Source organism: Inquilinus sp. YAF38 (assembly GCF_052113205.1).
GTDB lineage: Bacteria > Pseudomonadota > Alphaproteobacteria > DSM-16000 > Inquilinaceae > Inquilinus.
In genome coordinates this window covers 70,931-88,933 of the sequence record NZ_JBFRCU010000010.1, presented here as the reverse complement: position 1 = coordinate 88,933, position 18,003 = coordinate 70,931, and the positions used below count along the sequence as shown (strand labels likewise).

The 18,003-nt window shown below is 68.9% G+C and carries 15 protein-coding genes; 9 read left to right on the top strand and 6 right to left on the bottom strand.

Going from position 1 to position 18,003, the window contains the following annotated elements:
* Positions 1-114: 114 nt before the first annotated feature.
* The 3 genes from eat to AB4Z01_RS06915 are packed head-to-tail and all read right to left on the bottom strand — an operon-like array spanning position 115 to position 3,674.
* Positions 115-1,515: an ethanolamine permease gene (gene eat, locus AB4Z01_RS06925; protein ID WP_441691926.1), complete on the bottom strand. Its 1,401-nt coding sequence runs from the start codon at positions 1,513-1,515 to the stop codon at positions 115-117.
* Entirely contained in the window at positions 1,493-2,281 is a 789-nt protein-coding gene (gene eutC / locus AB4Z01_RS06920; RefSeq protein ID WP_441691924.1) for an ethanolamine ammonia-lyase subunit EutC, read from the bottom strand. The genes eat and eutC overlap by 23 nt, the downstream gene beginning before the upstream one ends.
* Positions 2,274-3,674: an ethanolamine ammonia-lyase subunit EutB gene (locus tag AB4Z01_RS06915; protein WP_441691923.1), complete on the bottom strand. Its 1,401-nt coding sequence runs from the start codon at positions 3,672-3,674 to the stop codon at positions 2,274-2,276. Before AB4Z01_RS06915 ends, eutC begins: the two co-directional genes overlap by 8 nt.
* 184 nt (positions 3,675-3,858) lie before the next feature.
* Between AB4Z01_RS06915 and AB4Z01_RS06910 the strand changes: the two genes are divergently transcribed.
* Positions 3,859-6,699 (top strand): endonuclease/exonuclease/phosphatase family protein, encoded by a 2,841-nt coding sequence (locus tag AB4Z01_RS06910; RefSeq protein WP_441691922.1) that lies wholly within the window; start codon positions 3,859-3,861, stop codon positions 6,697-6,699.
* 318 nt (positions 6,700-7,017) lie between these two features.
* Here AB4Z01_RS06910 and AB4Z01_RS06905 read toward each other — a convergent pair whose 3' ends face one another.
* The 3 genes from AB4Z01_RS06905 to AB4Z01_RS06895 form a co-directional block, all read right to left on the bottom strand.
* Positions 7,018-7,365 (bottom strand): hypothetical protein, encoded by a 348-nt coding sequence (locus tag AB4Z01_RS06905; protein ID WP_441691921.1) that lies wholly within the window; start codon positions 7,363-7,365, stop codon positions 7,018-7,020.
* A gap of 220 nt (positions 7,366-7,585) precedes the next feature.
* Positions 7,586-8,824 carry an RNA polymerase sigma factor gene (locus tag AB4Z01_RS06900; RefSeq protein WP_441691919.1) on the bottom strand — a complete coding sequence of 413 codons (1,239 nt, stop codon included), beginning with the start codon at positions 8,822-8,824 and terminating at the stop codon, positions 7,586-7,588.
* Between the two features lie 20 nt (positions 8,825-8,844).
* A complete protein-coding gene (locus AB4Z01_RS06895; protein ID WP_441691918.1) occupies positions 8,845-9,204 on the bottom strand; it encodes a YciI family protein in 360 nt (119 codons plus the stop codon).
* Between the two features lie 131 nt (positions 9,205-9,335).
* Between AB4Z01_RS06895 and dusB the strand changes: the two genes are divergently transcribed.
* From dusB to pgsA, 8 genes are all read left to right on the top strand, one after another.
* Positions 9,336-10,352, top strand: a complete 1,017-nt coding sequence (gene dusB, locus AB4Z01_RS06890) for a tRNA dihydrouridine synthase DusB (RefSeq protein ID WP_441691916.1) — start codon at positions 9,336-9,338, stop codon at positions 10,350-10,352.
* Positions 10,353-10,556: 204 nt separating this feature from the next.
* Complete coding sequence (locus AB4Z01_RS06885) at positions 10,557-11,012, top strand: MarR family winged helix-turn-helix transcriptional regulator (protein WP_441691915.1); 456 nt, start codon at positions 10,557-10,559, stop codon at positions 11,010-11,012.
* Positions 11,002-11,364 carry a nuclear transport factor 2 family protein gene (locus AB4Z01_RS06880; RefSeq protein ID WP_441691913.1) on the top strand — a complete coding sequence of 121 codons (363 nt, stop codon included), beginning with the start codon at positions 11,002-11,004 and terminating at the stop codon, positions 11,362-11,364. The genes AB4Z01_RS06885 and AB4Z01_RS06880 overlap by 11 nt, the downstream gene beginning before the upstream one ends.
* Positions 11,364-11,741 carry a hypothetical protein gene (locus tag AB4Z01_RS06875; protein ID WP_441691911.1) on the top strand — a complete coding sequence of 126 codons (378 nt, stop codon included), beginning with the start codon at positions 11,364-11,366 and terminating at the stop codon, positions 11,739-11,741. Before AB4Z01_RS06880 ends, AB4Z01_RS06875 begins: the two co-directional genes overlap by 1 nt.
* A gap of 123 nt (positions 11,742-11,864) precedes the next feature.
* Complete coding sequence (uvrB, locus tag AB4Z01_RS06870) at positions 11,865-14,105, top strand: excinuclease ABC subunit UvrB (RefSeq protein WP_441691910.1); 2,241 nt, start codon at positions 11,865-11,867, stop codon at positions 14,103-14,105.
* Between the two features lie 4 nt (positions 14,106-14,109).
* The gene (locus AB4Z01_RS06865; RefSeq protein ID WP_441691908.1) at positions 14,110-14,913 is read left to right on the top strand and encodes an SDR family oxidoreductase; all 804 of its coding nucleotides are present in this window, start codon (positions 14,110-14,112) and stop codon (positions 14,911-14,913) included.
* A gap of 490 nt (positions 14,914-15,403) precedes the next feature.
* Positions 15,404-17,335: an excinuclease ABC subunit UvrC gene (gene uvrC / locus AB4Z01_RS06860; RefSeq protein WP_441691906.1), complete on the top strand. Its 1,932-nt coding sequence runs from the start codon at positions 15,404-15,406 to the stop codon at positions 17,333-17,335.
* 48 nt (positions 17,336-17,383) lie between these two features.
* Positions 17,384-17,998 carry a CDP-diacylglycerol--glycerol-3-phosphate 3-phosphatidyltransferase gene (gene pgsA, locus AB4Z01_RS06855; RefSeq protein ID WP_441691904.1) on the top strand — a complete coding sequence of 205 codons (615 nt, stop codon included), beginning with the start codon at positions 17,384-17,386 and terminating at the stop codon, positions 17,996-17,998.
* Positions 17,999-18,003 lie beyond the last annotated feature (5 nt).

The window sequence follows — 18,003 nt, the reverse complement described above, 5'->3', positions numbered from 1 at the left end:
CCGTGGCCGCACGGCGGATCTGCCTGTGGTTTGAACCGGTTCCGGCCATGGTCGACGCCTTTCGCAGGTCGTGCCACGGCAACGCAAACGCCGTGCCACCGACCCGCGGGCGTCTCAGCCGCCGGCCGTCCCTGCCTCCCCGACCGGGGCGGCCAGCCCGTCCAGCTCGCCGGTCCGGCGGCCGGCGGTCAGCCGCCAGATGCCCCAGCCCAGGACGAACAGGCCGAAGAAGACAGCGAAGACCTCGCGGTTGAACCAGATCATCGCCGCCAGCGCGACCAGCGCCAGGGCCAGCGCCACGATCGGGAAGGCCGGATAGACCGGCGCCCGGTACGGCCGCYCCAGCGCCGGCTCCACCCGCCGCAGGCGCAGCAGGCTGGCCATGCTCATGATGTACATCACGATCGCGYCGAACACCGACATGGTGACGATGCTGGCGGTCAGCGGCTGGCCGGCGATGGTGACGAGCTGGTCGGAGAAGATCGCCGCGATGCCGACCACGCCGCCGGCCAGGATCGCCCAGTGCGGGGTTCGCCGGCGCGGATGCAGCCGGGCCAGGAAACCGGGCAGGAAGCCGGCCCGGGCCAGGGCGAAGATCTGGCGCGAATAGCCCATGATGATGCCGTGGAAGGAGGCGATCAGGCCGAACAGGCCGATCCACACCAGCATGTGCAGCCAGCCGCTCGCTTCGCCGACCACCGCCTTCATCGCCTGGGGCAGCGGGTCGTTGATGTTGGCGAGCTGCTGCCAGTCGCCGACGCCGCCGGCGAAGATCATGGTGCCGAAGGCGAGCACGACCAGGGTGAGAATCCCGGCGATGTAGGCGCGCGGGATGGTGCGCTTCGGGTCCTTCGCCTCTTCCGCCGCCATGGCCGCACCCTCGATCGCCAGGAAGAACCAGATGGCGAAGGGGATGGCGGCGAAGATGCCGCCGATCGTGGCCGTGGAGAAGCGGCCCTCACCCGCCCAGCCGGCCGCGGCGAAATTGCTCCAGGAGAAGCCCGGCTGCACCACCCCCATGAACACCAGCAGCTCGATGATCGCGAGGATGGTGACGAACAGCTCGAAGGTCGCGGCGATGGCGACGCCGGCGATGTTCAGGGCCATGAACACGAGATAGGCGCCGACCGCCGCGACCTTGGGGTCGAGCGCCGGGAACTGGACGTTGAGATAGGCGCCGATGGCCAGTGCGATGGCCGGCGGGGCGAAGACGAACTCGATCAGCGTGGCGAAGCCCGCGACGAAGCCGCCGGTCGGGCCGAAGGCGCGATAGCTGTAGGCGAAGGGGCCGCCGGCATGCGGGATCGCGGTGGTCAGCTCGGTGAAGCTGAAGATGAAGGTCGTGTACATCGCCGCGACCAGGATGGTGGTGACCAGGAAGCCGAGCGTGCCGGCCGCGGCCCAGCCGTAGCTCCAGCCGAAATACTCGCCCGAGATCACCAGCCCGACGGCGATGCCCCAGAGATGAAGGCCGCTGAGGCTCTTCTTCAGCTCACCCGCGTTCGGTTCCGACATCGTGAAGTCTCTCCCCTGTTGTCGTGTCGTGGTCGAGCCGACCGGGCGCGTCGTCCTTGAGCGTCACCCCGGTCAGGCCGCGCCGGGCCGCTTCGCGGGCGAGCCAGCACAGCTTGTCGGCGGCCGCGGCGACGCCGAGGCCGTCGGCATGGATGTTGGAGATGCAGTTGCGCTCGGAATCGAGCCGTCCCGGCCGCGGCGCCCAGGTCAGGTAGATGCCGGTCGAGGCCGCGACCGAGAGGCCCGGCCGCTCTCCAATCAGCACGGCGACGAGCCGCGCCCCGAGCCCGGCGCCGACCTCGTCGCCCAGCGCCACCCGACCCTGCAGCACCGCCGCCACCGGCGCGATCGACCAGCCGGCCAGCCGGGCGGCGCAGGCCCGGATCAGCGGCGCGGCCGTGGCCTGCACCGCGGCGGCCGACAGCCCGTCGGCGACGACGAAGGCGATATCCCAGCCCTCTGCCTTGGCTTCGAGCCGGTCCCGCTGGGCGGGATCGAGCCGGCGGCCGAGGTCCGGGCGCCGCAGATAGGTCGCGCGGTCCGGCGCCGCGCTGTGCAGGCGCAGCACCGGATGCGGCGCCAGATCGGCCTGCAGCCGGTCGAGGTCCAGCGCCGCCTGCACCGCGTCGCGGGCGCGGGCATGGGCGAGCTGGAAGTCGAGCAGAGCCGCGGTCGGCAGCGCGTCGCCGCTGCGGCCGAGGCCGATGCGGGCGCGGGTCGCGGCCCGCAGCCGCGCCCAGGGGTCGGGCCGGACCGCGTCAGACATGGGCGCCGCCATCCGCCAGCAGCAGCCGGGCCGCCGGGCCCTGCGCCACGGCGGGCGGCAGCCGCCCGGCCGGGTCCAGCATGCCCATGCGCTGCAACCAGGCCTCGAATTCCGGCGCCGGCCGGCGGCCCAGCAGATGGCGCAGCCCGAGCACGTCGTGGAAGGACAGGCTCTGGTAGCCGAGCATGACGTCGTCGGCGCCCGGGACGGCGATCATGAAGTTGACCCCGGCCGTCGCCAGCATCGTCATCAGGAGATCCATGTCGTCCTGATCGGCCTCGGCGTGGTTGGTGTAGCAGACATCCACCCCCATCGGCAGGCCCAGCAGCTTGCCGCAGAAATGGTCCTCCAGCCCGGCGCGGATGATCTCCTTGGCGCCGTGGAGATATTCGGGGCCGATGAAGCCGACCACGGTGTTGACGAGGAAGGGCCGGAAGGCCCGGGCGACGGCATAGGCGCGGACCTCGACCGTCTGCTGGTCGATGCCGTGATGGGCGCCGGCCGACAGGGCGGCCCCCTGCCCGGTCTCGAAATACATGACGTTGCGGCCGACCGTGCCCCGGCCGAGCGACAGCGCCGCCTCCTGGGCCTCGCCCAACAAGGCGAGATCGATGCCGAAGCCGCGGTTGGCGGCCTCGGTCCCGGCGACCGACTGGAACACCAGGTCGACCGGCGCCCCGCGCCCGATCGCCTCGATCGTGGTGGTGACGTGGCTCAGCACGCAGGATTGGGTCGGGATGCCGAAGCGCTGCCGGATCGCGTCCAGCATCTCCAGCAGCGCGATGCAGGCCGGGACGCTGTCGGTCGCCGGGTTGATGCCGATCACCGCGTCGCCGATGCCGAACAGCAGCCCGTCCAGGATCGCGGCGGCGACGCCGGCCGGATCGTCGGTCGGGTGGTTCGGCTGCAGCCGGCTGGACAGCCGTCCCTGCAGCCCGACGGTGGTGCGGAAGGCCGAGACCACGGTGCATTTCGCCGCCGCCGCGACCAGGTCCTGGTTGCGCATCAGCTTCGAGACCGCGGCCGCCATCTCCGGCGTCAGCCCCGGTGCCAGGCCCGTGAGGGCGGCGGTGTCGGCCTGGTAGGACAGCAGCCAGTCGCGGAACCCGCCGACGGTCATGTGCGCGACCGGCCGGAAGGCTTCGGCGTCGTGGCCGTCCAGGATCAGCCGGGTGACCTCGTCGGCCTCGTAGGGCACCAGCGCCTCGTCGAGGAAGGCCTTCAGCGGCAGGTCGGCCAACGCCATGCGGGCCGCCACCCGGCGCTCGTCGCTGCCGGCGGCGAGGCCGGCAAGCTCGTCGCCCGACCGCCGCGGCGAGGCGCAGGCCATCAGCGCGCGCAGATCGTCGAAGCGGTGCCGTTGATGGCCGAGCGTGTGGGTGTAGGCGGGCATGGCGGGCTCGGGGCGATCCAGGACACGCGGAGCGTGTCACGGCCGGGGCCGAACCGATTTGACATTGCAGCACAGATCCGCGGCCGGCCTTCCGTCACGGGGATGCAACCGAAGCAGCCTAAGAGGTGTTTCGGGAGCGGCAAGGGATTTGGTCCTTGCCGGATGAAGAAGGGGGAACTTCGTCATGGCCGATCCATTGCTCAACGAATTCGTCGCCAACCATGTCGGCACCGACAGCTCGGAATATTTCGAGATCAAGGGCGACGCCCTGGCCGACTACAGCGGCTGGACCCTGGTGCAGGTCGAGGGCGATGCCGGCGGCACCGGCCGCATCATCTCCGCCACCGAGATCGGCAGCACCGATGCCGACGGGTATTGGAGCAGCGGCTTCCAGTCGAACCTGCTGCAGAATGGCAGCGGCACCCTGCTGCTGGTCGAGAATTACAGCGGCAGCACCGGCCAGGACCTCGACGCCAACGACGACGGCGTGCTCGATGCCACGCCCTGGGCGCGGATCGGCGATGGCGTCGCGATCGACGACGGCGGCAGCGGCGACCGCTTCTACAGCACCACCGTGCTGACCCCGAGCTTCGACGGCGGCGACATCACTGTGGGCGGCGCCTCGCGCCTGCCCGACGGCGCCGACACCGGCAGCCCGTCCGACTGGACCCGCAACGATTTCGACCTGGCCGGCCTGCCGGGCCAAGCCGGCACCCCCGTCCCCGGCGAGGCCCTGAACACGCCCGGCGCCGAGAACGCCCCGGTGCCCGAGACCGAGCCCGACTTCCACGCGATCTACGAGATCCAGGGCGCCGGCCACAGCTCCGAATTCGCGGGCGACCGGGTGGCGACCCAGGGCGTGGTCACCGCCATCGCCGCCAACGGCTTCTATATCCAGGACGCCCAGGGTGACGGCAACACCGCGACTTCGGACGCCGTCTTCGTCTTCACCGGCGCCGGCGCCGTGCCGGCCGAGGTGCAGCTCGGCGTCACCCTCGACGTCACCGGCTCGGTCACCGAATTCCAGCCCGGCGGCGCCTCGTCCCACAATTTGACGATTACCGAGATCACCGGCGCCAGCGTCGAAGTCTCGGCCGTGCAGCAGACCGTGCCGGTCGCGGTCAGCATCGGCGCCGGCGGCTATGCCCCGCCGACCGAAGTGATCGACGATGACGGCCGCACCGTCTTCGACCCCGCGCATGACGGCGTCGACTATTGGGAGAGCCTGGAGGGCATGCTGGTCGACGTGCCCACCCCCGTGGTGGTGGGCCCGACCAACGGCTTCGGCGAGGCCTATGTGCTGGCTGACAATGGCGACCACGCCACCGGCACCCGCAGCGGCGCCGGCGGCCTCATGATCTCCGAGACCGACCAGCAGCCGGAGCGGATCCAGATCGACGACGACCTGCTGGGCAGCTTCATGCCGGACGTCAATGTCGGGGCCCAGTTCGGCACCGTCCAGGGCGTGGTGAACTACAATTTCGGCTGGTACGAGGTGCAGGCCACCAACCCGGTCACGGTCGACTCCCCCGGCACGCTGGCGCCGGAGATGACGGCGCTGGCCGGCGACCGCGACCACCTGACCGTCGGCTCGATCAACCTGGAGAATCTCGACCCCAAGGTCGAGGACATCAACCTGGTCCAGGACAAGAACCCGAGCAACGTCGACGACGATATCGGCAGCGGCAAGTTCGACCGGCTGGCCGAGCAGATCGTCTCGAACATGGGCTCGCCCGACATCGTTGCGCTGCAGGAGGTGCAGGACAGCGACGGCGCCGAGATCACCGGCGTCACCTCGGCCGCTGAGACGGCGCGGGTGCTGATCGAGGCCATCGTCGCGAATGGCGGACCACGCTACGACTATGTCGACGTGGCGCCGGCGGCCGGCACCTCGGGCGGCCAGCCCGGCGGCAACATTCGGACCGGCTATCTGTACAATCCGGACCGGGTCGACCTGGCCGAAGGCTCGGTCAAGGCGCTGACCGACACCGACCTGTCGGATGGCGACGCCTTCGCCGCCAGCCGCCTGCCCTTGGCCGCCGATTTCGTCTTCAACGGCGAGACGGTGACGCTGGTGAACAATCACTTCACCTCCAAGGGCGGCAGCTCGCCGACCTATGGCGACACCTACCCGCCGGTGAATGGCGGTGAGGACCAGCGCGAGGCCCAGGCGGCGATCGTCAACGCCTATGTCGACGGCCGGCTGGCGGCCGACCCGGACGCCAAGGTGATGGTGGTCGGCGACCTCAACGAGTTCTCCTGGAACGACCCGCTCAAGGTGCTGCGCGGCGACACCGACGGCAGTCCTGTGCTGAAGGATTTGGCCGACGAGCTGCTGACGCCGCAGGAGCGCTGGAGCTATGTGTTCGAGGGCGCGAGCCAGGAGCTCGACCACATGCTGGCGACCGACGGCGTCTACCGGTCCGGGCTGGAGTTCGACATCGTCCACACCAATGCCGGCTTCGCCGACCAGGTCAGCGACCACGACCCGTCGGTGGCGCGGCTGCACATCCCGGCGCCGGGCACGCCGGAGAACCCGAACATCATCACCGCCGACAAGCCGACCTTCCTGTTCAACTTCGCTATCGTGAAGGGCACCGGGGATTTCGACGAGGTCCGCGCCTCGGTCAACGTCAAGGCGAACGACGCGGTCGAACGTGTCGTGCTGCAGGGTGACCACGACCTGATCGTCTGGGCCGGCAACACCGACACCCAGATCATCGGCAATTCGGGCAACAACACGCTCTATGGCGGCGCCGGCAACGACCGCATCGCCGGCGGCGGCGGGAACGACCTGCTGATCGGGGGCCGCGGCGCCGACATCTTCGCCTTCGGCCATGGCGACGGCCGCGACGTGATCACCGATTTCGACGTCCGCCAGGACAAGCTGGCCATCGCCGACGGCGCGGAGGTGACGGTCAGGGCGGGCCTGCTGAGCACGGTGGTCGAGCTCGACGACGGCACCCGGGTGACCCTGCTCGGCGTGCGGCCAGACCAGATCGAGCACGCGGATTGGATGGTGTGAGGCAGGCCTGACCTTCCCTCGCCGTCATTGCGAGGAGGCGAAGCCGACGAAGCAATCCAGGGACCGATGCGCGCCACCCTGGATTGCTTCGCTGCGCTCGCAATGACGGTATCCAAAGTTCGATGGTAGCTGGGGCGTCTGACCCCCGACCAAGGGATTATGATTCCCCTGCTCCGCGTATGGTTGGATCGCGACGACGAACCCAGCAGCGCCCTCTCGGAAACAGCGTTGAATTCGCCTCGGCGAATCCAATCTAGCCACCATGTTCTTCGCTATCACCACAGGAAGAAATGCAGTGTCGTTTTCGACCTAGCCGATCTAACCAGAGATGATAGTAAATGTTCCGTATAGATTTCCCGCAACCCCAAAACCAACATCACTGGCAGAAATACTATATACCTGATTATTTGTTAATATTACGGGCTTCAAGATTTTATTTCCATAGTCAAATGATATTTGAAACATATCCCAGCTGCCGTTATCTATGCTATATTGTATATAGCCGTTGAAGCCTGCATCTCCGGCAGCAATGACGCAAAACCCAGCTCCATCGCCGGACATGCTATCGCGAATAGGAATACTTACATTCGCACTGGTTTCATATTCGTTTGACGAAATCCCCCATGCGGTTTTGTTTATGATAGTGAACGTTACACAATAAGCCATTGCAGAATTCTCCCTCAGCATTCAGCTAACATGCCAGCACCTAATATTAAATTAGGCACCTTCTCTAAAATCAATGTGATAAAATCGGATACAGATAATTATTTATCTTCAATTATTGGAAATTAAAAATTAACTTCGATGTTTGCGGCTTCAGATCGTTTATTCGGTACCTTCGACAAGCTTGGGGAATCCTGTATCGAGTTCTCTCTGCGAACTTAACCTATATCCACCTCCCCTCTCCCAGCTCCTTCAGTCTCCGAAGCAAAAACCTCCGCTCCGACTCCTGCTGCGTCAGGCCCAGCGCCCTCTCATAAGCGGCGCGGGCCTCAGCCGTGCGGCCGAGGCGGCGCAGCAGGTCGGCGCGGGCGGCGTGGGCCAGGCGGTAGCCGCCGAGATGGCCATGCGCCAGGATCGCGTCAATCAGCGACAACCCCGCCGCCGGGCCGTCGCGCATCGCCACCGCCACCGCCCGGTTCAGCGCCACCACCGGCGACGGATCGGCCCGCATCAGCAGATCGTAGAGGCCGACGATCTCGGTCCAGTCGGTCGAGGCGGGGTCCGGCGCCTCGGAATGCACCGCCGCGATCGCCGCCTGCAGCGCATAGCCGCCGATCTCCGGCCCCGCCAGCGCCCGCCGCGCCAGCGCCGTTCCCTCCGCGATCTGGCCGCGGTTCCACAGGCCGCGGTCCTGGTCGGCCAGCAGCACCAGGTCCCCGGTCGGGGAACTGCGGGCGGCGCGGCGGGAATCCTGCAGCAGCATCAGGGCCAGCAGGCCGATCGCCTCCGGCTCCGGCAGCAGCCCGACCAGCAGCCGGCCCAGGCGGATYGCCTCGCCCGACAGGTCGGGCCGGGTCAGGTCGGCGCCGGAGGTGGCCAGGTAGCCTTCGTTGAACACCAGGTAGATGACCTGCAGCACGCTGTCCAACCGGTCCGGCAGCTCGGCCTTCGGCGGCACCTGGTAGGGGATGCCGGCGTCGCGGATCTTCGCCTTGGCCCGGACGATGCGCTGCGCCACCGTGGTCGGCGCGGTCAGGAAGGCCTGGGCGATCTCCTCGGTGGTCAGGCCGCACATTTCGCGCAGGGTCAACGCCATCCGGGCCTCGGGCGCCAGCGCCGGATGGCAGCAGGTGAAGATCAGCCGCAGCTGGTCGTCCTCGATCGCCTCGGCCTCGTGCTCGTGCGGGTCCTCCGCCTCCTCCAGATGCTTCGCCAGCTCGGCCCGGGCCGCGTCCAGCCGGGTGCGGCGGCGCAGCCCGTCGATCGCCTTGAACCGGCCGGAGGAGACCAGCCAGGCGCGGGGATTGGCCGGCACGCCGTCACGCGGCCACTGCTCCGCCGCCGCGCGGAAGGCGTCGTGCAGCGCCTCCTCGGCCAGGGTGAAGTCGCCGAGCAGGCGGATCAGCGTGGCCAGCACCCGGCGCGACTCCGCCCGGTAGACGGACTCGATCGTCCGTTGCATCGCCCGAGCCGGATCCACGGTCATCGGTCGCCACAGAACTCCCGTACCGGCCGCACCTCGATGCTGCCCATCCGCGCCATCGGGATGTTGGCGGCGAGCTGTAGCGCCTGGTTCAGGTCTCGCGCCTCGATCATGATGAAGCCGGACAGATGCTCCTTGGTCTCGGCGAAGGGACCGTCGGTGGTGGAGAGCCGGCCGCCGCGGATCCGCAGGGTGGTGGCGGCGCTGGTCGGCTGCAGCGCCTGGGCGCCGACGTAGTGGCCGCGGCGGCGCAGATCCTCGTCATTGGCCAGGGATTCCCCGATCAGCGCGTTGAACTCGTCGGGCGACATCGCGTCCAGGGTCCGCTGCTCCATATAGACCAGGCAGAGATACTTCATCGGGGGCTCCTTCCGGCTTCGATCAGTGTGGATGCAGGCTTGTCGTTCCGGGAAGCGCGGAATCGACATCGGCCGACAGAGTTGCGGCCGCGGCGGTTTACGCCGGGCTGCCACTGGCCTAGATAAGCGCCATGCCTGAAGCCCTGACCATCGGTTCCGTCACGGTTCCCGGACGGGTCTGGATCGCTCCGATGACCGGGGTGTCCGACCTGCCGTTCCGCCGTGCCGCCTCGCGGCTGGGCGCGGCCTATGTCGCCACCGAGATGGTGGCCTGCGCCGAATTCGCCCGCGGCCGGCCCGATGTGGTGCGGCGGGCCGCAGTCGGCGACGGGCTGCCGCTGATGGTGGTGCAGCTGATCGGCCACGAGCCCGGCGCGGTGGCCGAGGGCGCCCGCCTGGCCGCGGCGGCCGGGGCGCAGATCATCGACCTGAATTTCGGCTGCCCGGCGCGCGAGGTCACCGGGGTGCAGTCCGGCTCCGCGATGATGCGCGACCCGGACCGGGCCGAGCGGCTGGTGGCGGCCGCGGCCGGTGCGGTCGACGTGCCGGTCACGGTCAAGATCCGGCTGGGCTGGGACGATCTCAGCCGCAACGCGCCGGATTTCGCCCGCCGCTGCGTCGCCGCCGGCGCCCGGGCGGTGACGGTGCATGGCCGCACCCGCTGCCAGTTCTACAAGGGCAYGGCCGACTGGGCCGCGGTGCGGGCGGTGAAGGACGCCGTTTCCGTGCCGGTCATCGTCAATGGCGACATCGTCGATGGCGCCAGCGCACGCGAGGCGCTGGAGCGATCCGGCGCCGACGGGGTGATGGTCGGGCGCGGCGTCACCGGCAAGCCGTGGATCGCCGCCGCGATCGAGGCGGCGCTGGACCGGCCGGGGACCGAGGGCACCGCCGGGCCGGATGGCGCGGACCGGCTGGCCGTCGCCCTGCAGCATTTCGACGAGACGCTGGCCTTCTACGGCGACCATCACGGGCTGCGCGTGTTCCGCAAGCATCTGGCCGCCTATATCGAGGCAGCGCCCTGGCCGGCCGCCGCCGAGGACCGGCGCGAGGCCCGCCGGCTGCTGTGCCAGACCGACTCCCCGGCCGAGGTCGAGGCCGGCCTGGCTGCGCTGTGGACCGGCCGGGCGCATCGTCTGGCGGCCTGACACCTTCAGCTTGCGGGCGCGGCCAGCACCTGCCGGTGATCGCGATCCAGCGCCGACCTGGGCCGCCTCGCCGAAGTCATAGATGAATAAACCAATCGGTTAAGTGACTGCCTGCTGAATACGAGGCGAGTGGGGCGCCGTCAAGCGACCGACACTAGACAGAATTTGATAGACATCGAACTATTCGATATCTATATATTGATCATGCGACCATCCGGAACTCCGATCGGGCTACTGCTGGCCCAGACCGCCAAGGCGGTCAGCCGCGCCTTCGACGATGCGTTGGCCGAGGCCGGCGGCTCGCTGCCGACCTGGCTGGTCCTGATGTCCCTGATGCGCGACGGCCCGCTCGGCCATGGCGAGCTGGCGGAGCGCGTCGGGGTGCAGGGGCCGACGCTGACCCATCACCTCGACGGGCTGGAGCAGCGTGGCCTGGTGCGGCGCGAGCGCCCGCCCGGCAACCGCCGGGCCCAGGTCGCCAGCCTGACCGAGGCCGGCACAGCGATGTTCCACCGGCTGCGCCAGGCGGCCCAGGCGCATGACGCGAGACTGCGCGCCGGCCTCGCCGCCGAGGATCTGGAGCAGTTGCGAAGCCTGCTGGGCCACCTCTCCGCCAATGTCTCCCCATCCATCCAGGAGGATCCGACCGATGACCGCTGACACCTTGTGGCAGGACTGGGCCCGGGCCGAGGGCGAGGCCGACATTGCCGCGCTCGACCGGCTGCTGACGCCCGGGTTCCGGGGCGTCGGCCCGGTCGGCTTCGTGCTGGACAAGGCGCTCTGGCTGCAGCGCTTCGCCGACGGGCTGGTCCACGAGTCGATCGTGATCGAGGAGGTCGAGACCCGGGCGCAGGACGGCACCGCCGTCGCGATCGGCGTCCTGGCCCAGTCCGGCCGCTTCCGCGACCACCGCACCGACGGCCGCTTCCGGGTGACCCTGATCGCCCGCCGCCTGGCGGAAGGCTGGAGGCTGGACGGGCTGCATCTCAGCCCGATCCGGCAGCCGGGCTGATGGCGGCGCCGGCCGGCCTGGTCCGCTCGGTGCTGGCGGCGGAGGCGTTGGCCTTCGCCCTCGCCTCGCTGGTGCATCGCGGCTGGATGCTCCCGGGCTATGCCCATGGCGCGGCGGCGACGGCGGAGACCGTCATCGCCGCCACGCTGCTGGCCGGGCTGATCCTGTGTTGGGTCCTGCCCTCCCGTACACGGGTGATCGGCCTGACCGCTCAGGCCTTCGCCCTGCTCGGCACCCTGGCCGGGATCGCCGCCATCGCCGGGGGAGCGGGCCCGCAGACGCGGCTCGATCTCGCCTATCACGCGGCCATGGTCGCGGTGCTGGCTGCCGGCCTGCTCGCCTTTGCCAGAGCCGAGGGCGCGCGCGCCGCCGTTTGACGCCTTGTTCCCTCTGTGTTCCAATCCCATCTTGGACGTGCACTCGCCGCAGACCGGCCGCATTTCCGTTCCGCTTCGCCGGCGGCCCTTCCCCTCCGTCCCTGCCGGACCGATAGTATCGACATGAGCTCAGCGCCCCTCCTCTCCCCCACCCCGGCCTCGCCGCGCGGCGAGACCTCCCCGGTCGTCGTCCATCGCCCGGCCCTGCCGGAGAAGGACCGTTCGACCCCGTTCAAGCTGGTCTCGGACTACAAGCCGGCGGGCGACCAGCCCGAGGCGATCGCCGAGCTGATGGCCGGGATCGAGCGCGGCGAGCGCGACCAGGTGCTGCTCGGCGTCACCGGGTCGGGCAAGACCTTCACCATGGCGCATGTGATCCAGAAGCTGCAGCGCCCGACCCTGGTGCTGGCCCCGAACAAGACTCTGGCCGCCCAGCTGTACGGCGAGTTCAGGAGCTTCTTTCCGGAGAACGCGGTCGAGTTTTTCGTCAGCTACTACGACTATTACCAGCCGGAAGCCTACGTGGCCCGGACCGACACCTATATCGAGAAGGAAAGCCAGATCAACGAGCAGATCGACCGGATGCGCCACGCGGCCACCCGGGCGCTGCTGGAGCGGCACGACTGCATCATCGTCGCCTCGGTGTCCTGCATCTACGGCATCGGCGACGTCGAATCCTACAGCGAGATGACGATCCCGCTGGAGGCCGGGCAGCGGCTGAACCGGCAGGTGCTGCTGAAACATCTGGTCGACATCCAGTACCGGCGCAACGACACCGCCTTCGCCCGCGGCACCTTCCGGGTGCGCGGCGACACGGTCGAGATTTTCCCCGCCCACCTTGAGGACCGCGCCTGGCGCATCTCCTTCTTCGGCGACGAGATCGATTCGATCCATGAGTTCGACCCGCTGACCGGCGAGAAGTTCGCCGCGCTGAAGCAGGTGCGGATCTATGCCAACAGCCACTACGTCACGCCGAAGCCGACCCTGCTGCAGGCGATCAAGGGCATCCGGGTCGAGCTGAAGGAGCGGCTGGAGGAGTACAACGCCACCGGCAAGCTGCTGGAGGCGCAGCGGCTGGAGCAGCGCACCCAGTTCGACCTGGAGATGATGGAGGCGACCGGCAGTTGCGCCGGCATCGAGAACTATTCCCGCTACCTGACCGGGCGGGCGCCGGGCGATCCGCCGCCGACCCTGTTCGAGTACCTGCCCGAGGACGCGCTGCTGGTCGTCGATGAGAGCCATGTCATGGTGCCGCAGGTCGGCGGCATGTACCGCGGCGACCGGGCGCGCAAGGACATCCTGGCCGAGTACGGCTTCCGCCTGCCCTCCTGCCGCGACAACCGGCCGCTGAAGTTCGAGGAATGGGATGCGATGCGGCCGCAGAGCGTCTTCGTCTCCGCCACCCCCGGCCCCTGGGAGATGGAGCGGACCGGCGGCGTCTTCGCCGAGCAGGTGGTGCGCCCGACCGGGCTGATCGACCCGATCGTCCTGATCCGGCCGACCGCCACCCAGGTCGACGACGTCATGGCCGAATGCCGCGAGGGCATCGCCCGCGGCCTGCGCACCCTGGTCACCACCCTGACCAAGAAGATGGCCGAGGCGCTGACCGAATACATGACCGAGGCGGGCATCAAGGTCCGCTACCTGCATTCCGACGTCGAGACGCTGGAGCGGATCGAGATCATCCGCGACCTGCGGCTGGGCGTGTTCGACGTGCTGGTCGGCATCAACCTGCTGCGCGAGGGGCTGGACCTGCCCGAGGTCGGACTGGTCGCCATCCTCGACGCCGACAAGGAAGGCTTCCTGCGCAGCCGCACCTCGCTGATCCAGACCATCGGCCGCGCCGCCCGCAACATCGAGGGCCGCGCCATCCTCTACGCCGACACCATGACCGGCAGCATGACCGCGGCGCTGGAGGAGACCAACCGGCGGCGCGAGAAGCAGCAGATCTACAACGCCGCCCACGGCATCACGCCGGAGAGCATCAAGAAGCAGATCGGCGACATCCTCGACAGCGTCTACGAGCGCGGCGACCGGGTCACCGTCTCGACCGGCGACAGCGGCGCCAAGCATCTGACCGGCAAGTCGCTGAAGGAGCATATCGGCGATCTGGAGAAGCGGATGCGCGAGGCCGCCGCCAATCTGGAGTTCGAGGAGGCCGCCCGGATCCGCGACGAGCTGCGCCGGCTGGAGGCGGCCGATATGGGCCTCAACGGCGGGTCGGGAGATGGGGGCGCCGGCATCATCGTTCATGCCCGTGTTGGCTCGCATGGCCATGCCGCGGCGCTGGAGGGCGTGCCGCTCTCGATCGCCAAGCCGACCGAGAGGCCGCGCAAGGGCGGCCGGCGCCGCAAGGGACCGTGAGCCGATGAGCCCTGCCGAACGTCCCCTGCCTCCCACCGGCAAGGCCGAGCCGCGAGTTGCCGTGGTCACCGGCGCCGCCAAGCGGATCGGCCGGGCGATCGCGCTCGACCTCGCCCGACATGGTTGGCGGGTGGCGATCACCTGGCACAGCTCCGCCGAGGAGGCGGCGCAGACGGTGCGCGACATCGAGGCGACCGGGACGCGGGGCTTGGCGATCCGCGCCGACCTGACCGACGAGGCCCAGGTCGAGGGCGTCATCCCGCAGGCGGCCGAGGGCCTCGGCGGCCCGGTGTCGCTGCTGGTCAACAACGCCTCGGCCTTCCGCATGGACACGGTGACGACGGCGACGCGGGCGAGCTGGGACGAGCATCTCGAGACCAATCTGCGCGCGCCCCTGGTGCTGACCCAGGCGCTGGCGCGGCAGTTGCCGGCGGACTGGCCGGGGAACGTCGTCAACATGCTCGACCAGCGGGTGTGGAACCCTACCCCTTATTTCCTGTCATACACCGTGGCCAAGATCGGGCTGTGGACCCTGACCCGCACCTTGGCCCAGGCGCTGGCGCCGAAGATCCGGGTCAACGGCATCGGCCCCGGCCCGACGCTGAAGAGCGACCGCCAGAGCGAGGAGCATTTCGCCAGGCAGTGGGATGCCGTGCCGCTGCGCCGTCCGACCGCGCCGCAGGAGATCTGCGACACCATCCGCTTCATCCTGTCGGCACCGGCGATGACCGGGCAGATGATCGCGCTGGACGGCGGCGAACATCTCGGCTGGGCCCAGCCCAGCCGGGGCATCGTGCCGATGGAATGAACCGGCATCGCACCGAAATTATCCCAAATTTCGATCGATTCCTCTTGACCCGGGCCGCCCGCCGCGCCAGCAACGCCAACCCTCCATCCTGCGCCGGGTCGCCACAGGGCACGGCTCTGCGATGGCGGCTATGACCTTGGATTTCCTGGCCTCGCCGCCTCGCTGCGACCGCAAGTTGTGCACAGGCGAAATCCGAATCGGAGAGGTCCGCAATTTTCCGTGCCGCACATCGCGTGTGATGCTTCTGTTTCAACTTGACTTGGAATTTTTCGATATTTTTCAATTGGTTAGTATTTTTGCCCATTTTTTGAGCAATGTCGATGACACTTAGGCGGCGCCTCGGTTGCCGCATGGTCAGGGCTGGTTCCCCACAATGTTATCCACAGATTCGGTGGATATCACCAAAGCGTCATCGCCCCGCCTCGCCGACTCACCCGTGCGTTCACGATCCGGTCTTGAAGCGGCGCCCGGACCGGCCGACATTGCCGCCATGAGCGACACCGTCACCGACCTCCCGTCCGGCAATCCGCCACCCGAGCCGCCCAAGCCCGCGGGCCGCACCAGGGCGCGGGCGCACAGCGTCGCCGACGGGGTCGCCGTGATCCAGGCGCATCTGCGCACCCTGCCCAGCTCGCCTGGCGTCTACCGGATGCTCGACGAGGCCGGCAACGCGCTCTATGTCGGCAAGGCGCGCAACCTGAAGAAGCGGGTCTTCGCCTATACCCAGACCGGCAAGCAGCCGGCGCGCCTGTTGCGCATGATCGCCGACACGGTCGCCATGGAATTCGTGGTGACCCGATCCGAGGTCGAGGCGCTGCTGCTCGAAGCCAATCTGATCAAGCGGCTGAAGCCCCGCTACAACGTGGTGATGCGGGACGACAAGACCTTCCCGCACATCATGATCTCGGGCGACCACGCTTTCCCGCGCATCGCCAAGCACCGCGGCGCCACCGGCCCGAGCGGCCAGTTCTTCGGCCCCTTCGCCTCGGCCGGGTCGGTCAACCGCACCATCACCGCGCTGCAGCGCGCCTTCCTGCTGCGCAACTGCTCGGATTCGATCTTCGCCACCCGCAGCCGGCCGTGCCTGCAGTACCAGATCAAGCGCTGCACCGCGCCCTGCGTCGGCTATGTCACCGAGGCGCAATACGCCGAGCAGGTGGCGAGCGCGGTCGACTTCCTGAGCGGCCGCAGCCAGGCGGTGCAGGCCCGCTTCGGCGAGCAGATGATGGCGGCCAGCGAGCGGCTGGATTTCGAGCAGGCGGCGCGCTGGCGCGACCGCATCCGCGCCCTGACCAATGTCCAGTCGCACCAGGACATCAATGTCGAGGGTATCGGCGACGCCGATGCGCTGGCGATCCACGAGGCCGGCGGCCACAGCTGCGTCCAGGTCTATTTTTTCCGTGGCGGCCGCAACTACGGCACGCGCGCCTACTTCCCGAGCCACGACAAGTCGGCCGAGTCGGCGGAGATCCTGGCCGCCTTCCTGAGCCAGTTCTACGACAGCCATCCGCCGCCGCCCCTGGTCCTGCTCAGCGACGAGGTGGCCGAGTGCGAGCTGCTGGCCGAGGCGCTGACCCTGAAGGCCGACCGCCGGGTCGAAATCGCGGTGCCGAAACGCGGCGACAAGCGCCGGCTGATCGAGCACGCGCTGAACAACGCGCGCGAGGCGCTGGGCCGGCGCATGGCCGAGAGCGCGTCCCAGGCGGTGCTACTGGAGGGCGTGGCCCGGGTGTTCGGCCTGGACGCACCGCCGCGCCGGGTCGAGGTCTACGACAACAGCCATCTGGGCGGCACCAACGCGCTGGGCGCCATGATCGTCGCCGGGCCGGACGGCTTCGTCAAATCGGCCTACCGCAAGTTCAACATCAAGGGCCCGGTCACCCCCGGCGACGACTACGCGATGATGCGCGAGGTGCTGACCCGCCGCTTCGCCCGGGCGCTGAAGGAGGATCCGGACCGCGAGCAGGAGGGCTGGCCCGACCTGGTGCTGATCGACGGCGGCCAGGGCCAGCTCGGAGTCGTCCGCGAGGTCTTCGCCGAGCTCGGCCTGACCGAGATCGCGCTGGTGTCGATCGCCAAGGGGCCGGACCGCGACGCCGGGCGCGAGCGCTTCTTCATGGCCGACCGGCCGCCCTTCAGCCTGGAGCCGAAGGACCCGGTGCTGTATTTCCTGCAGCGGCTGCGCGACGAGGCCCACCGCTTCGTCATCGGCGGCCAGCGCACCCGCCGCGCCGGCGACATCACCCGATCGCCGATCGACGAGATCCCCGGCATCGGCCCGCGGCGCAAGAAAGCGCTGCTGCTGCATTTCGGCTCAGCCCGTGCCGTCAGCCGCGCCAGCCGACAGGATCTCGAGGCGGTCGACGGCATCAGCGAGGCCGTCGCGGGGCTGATCTACCGACATTTCCACCCCGACGCTTGAGGCACCTTGTGCTAGCGTTCGCAAGCCCCTGAAGTCAGTGCCGTCGCCATGGTTACCAGCCTGCCGAACCTCCTGACCTACTCGCGCATCGCGGCCATTCCCGTGCTGATCGCGCTGTTCTACGTGCCCGCCTCCTGGGCGTCGTGGACCTGTCTTGCCATCTACGCCGCCGCCGCCATCACCGACTATCTCGACGGCAAGCTGGCGCGGGCCTGGAACGAGACCTCGCCGATCGGCCGGCTGCTCGACCCGATCGCCGACAAGATGCTGGTCACCGCCGTGCTGTTCATGCTGGCCGCCTTCGGCCGGCTGCAGGGCTGGTCGATCATCCCGGCGGTGATCATCCTGCTGCGCGAGGTGCTGATCTCGGGCCTGCGCGAGTTCCTGGCCGGGATGAATGCCCGCGGCCTGCCGGTCACCGCCCTGGCCAAGTGGAAGACCACGATCCAGATGCTGGCGATCGGCTTCCTGATCGTCGGCGATGCCGGCACCCGCGCCTTCGACGGCCAGGTGCCGATCACCCAGATCGGCATCGCCGGGATCTGGGTGGCCGCGGTGCTGACCCTGGTGACCGGCTGGAGCTATCTGCGCGAAGGCGTGCGCCAGGCCATCACCGAGGACCACGGCACGCCGCCGGCCAAGGCTGCCGGGACCGCCGGTTAGACCGG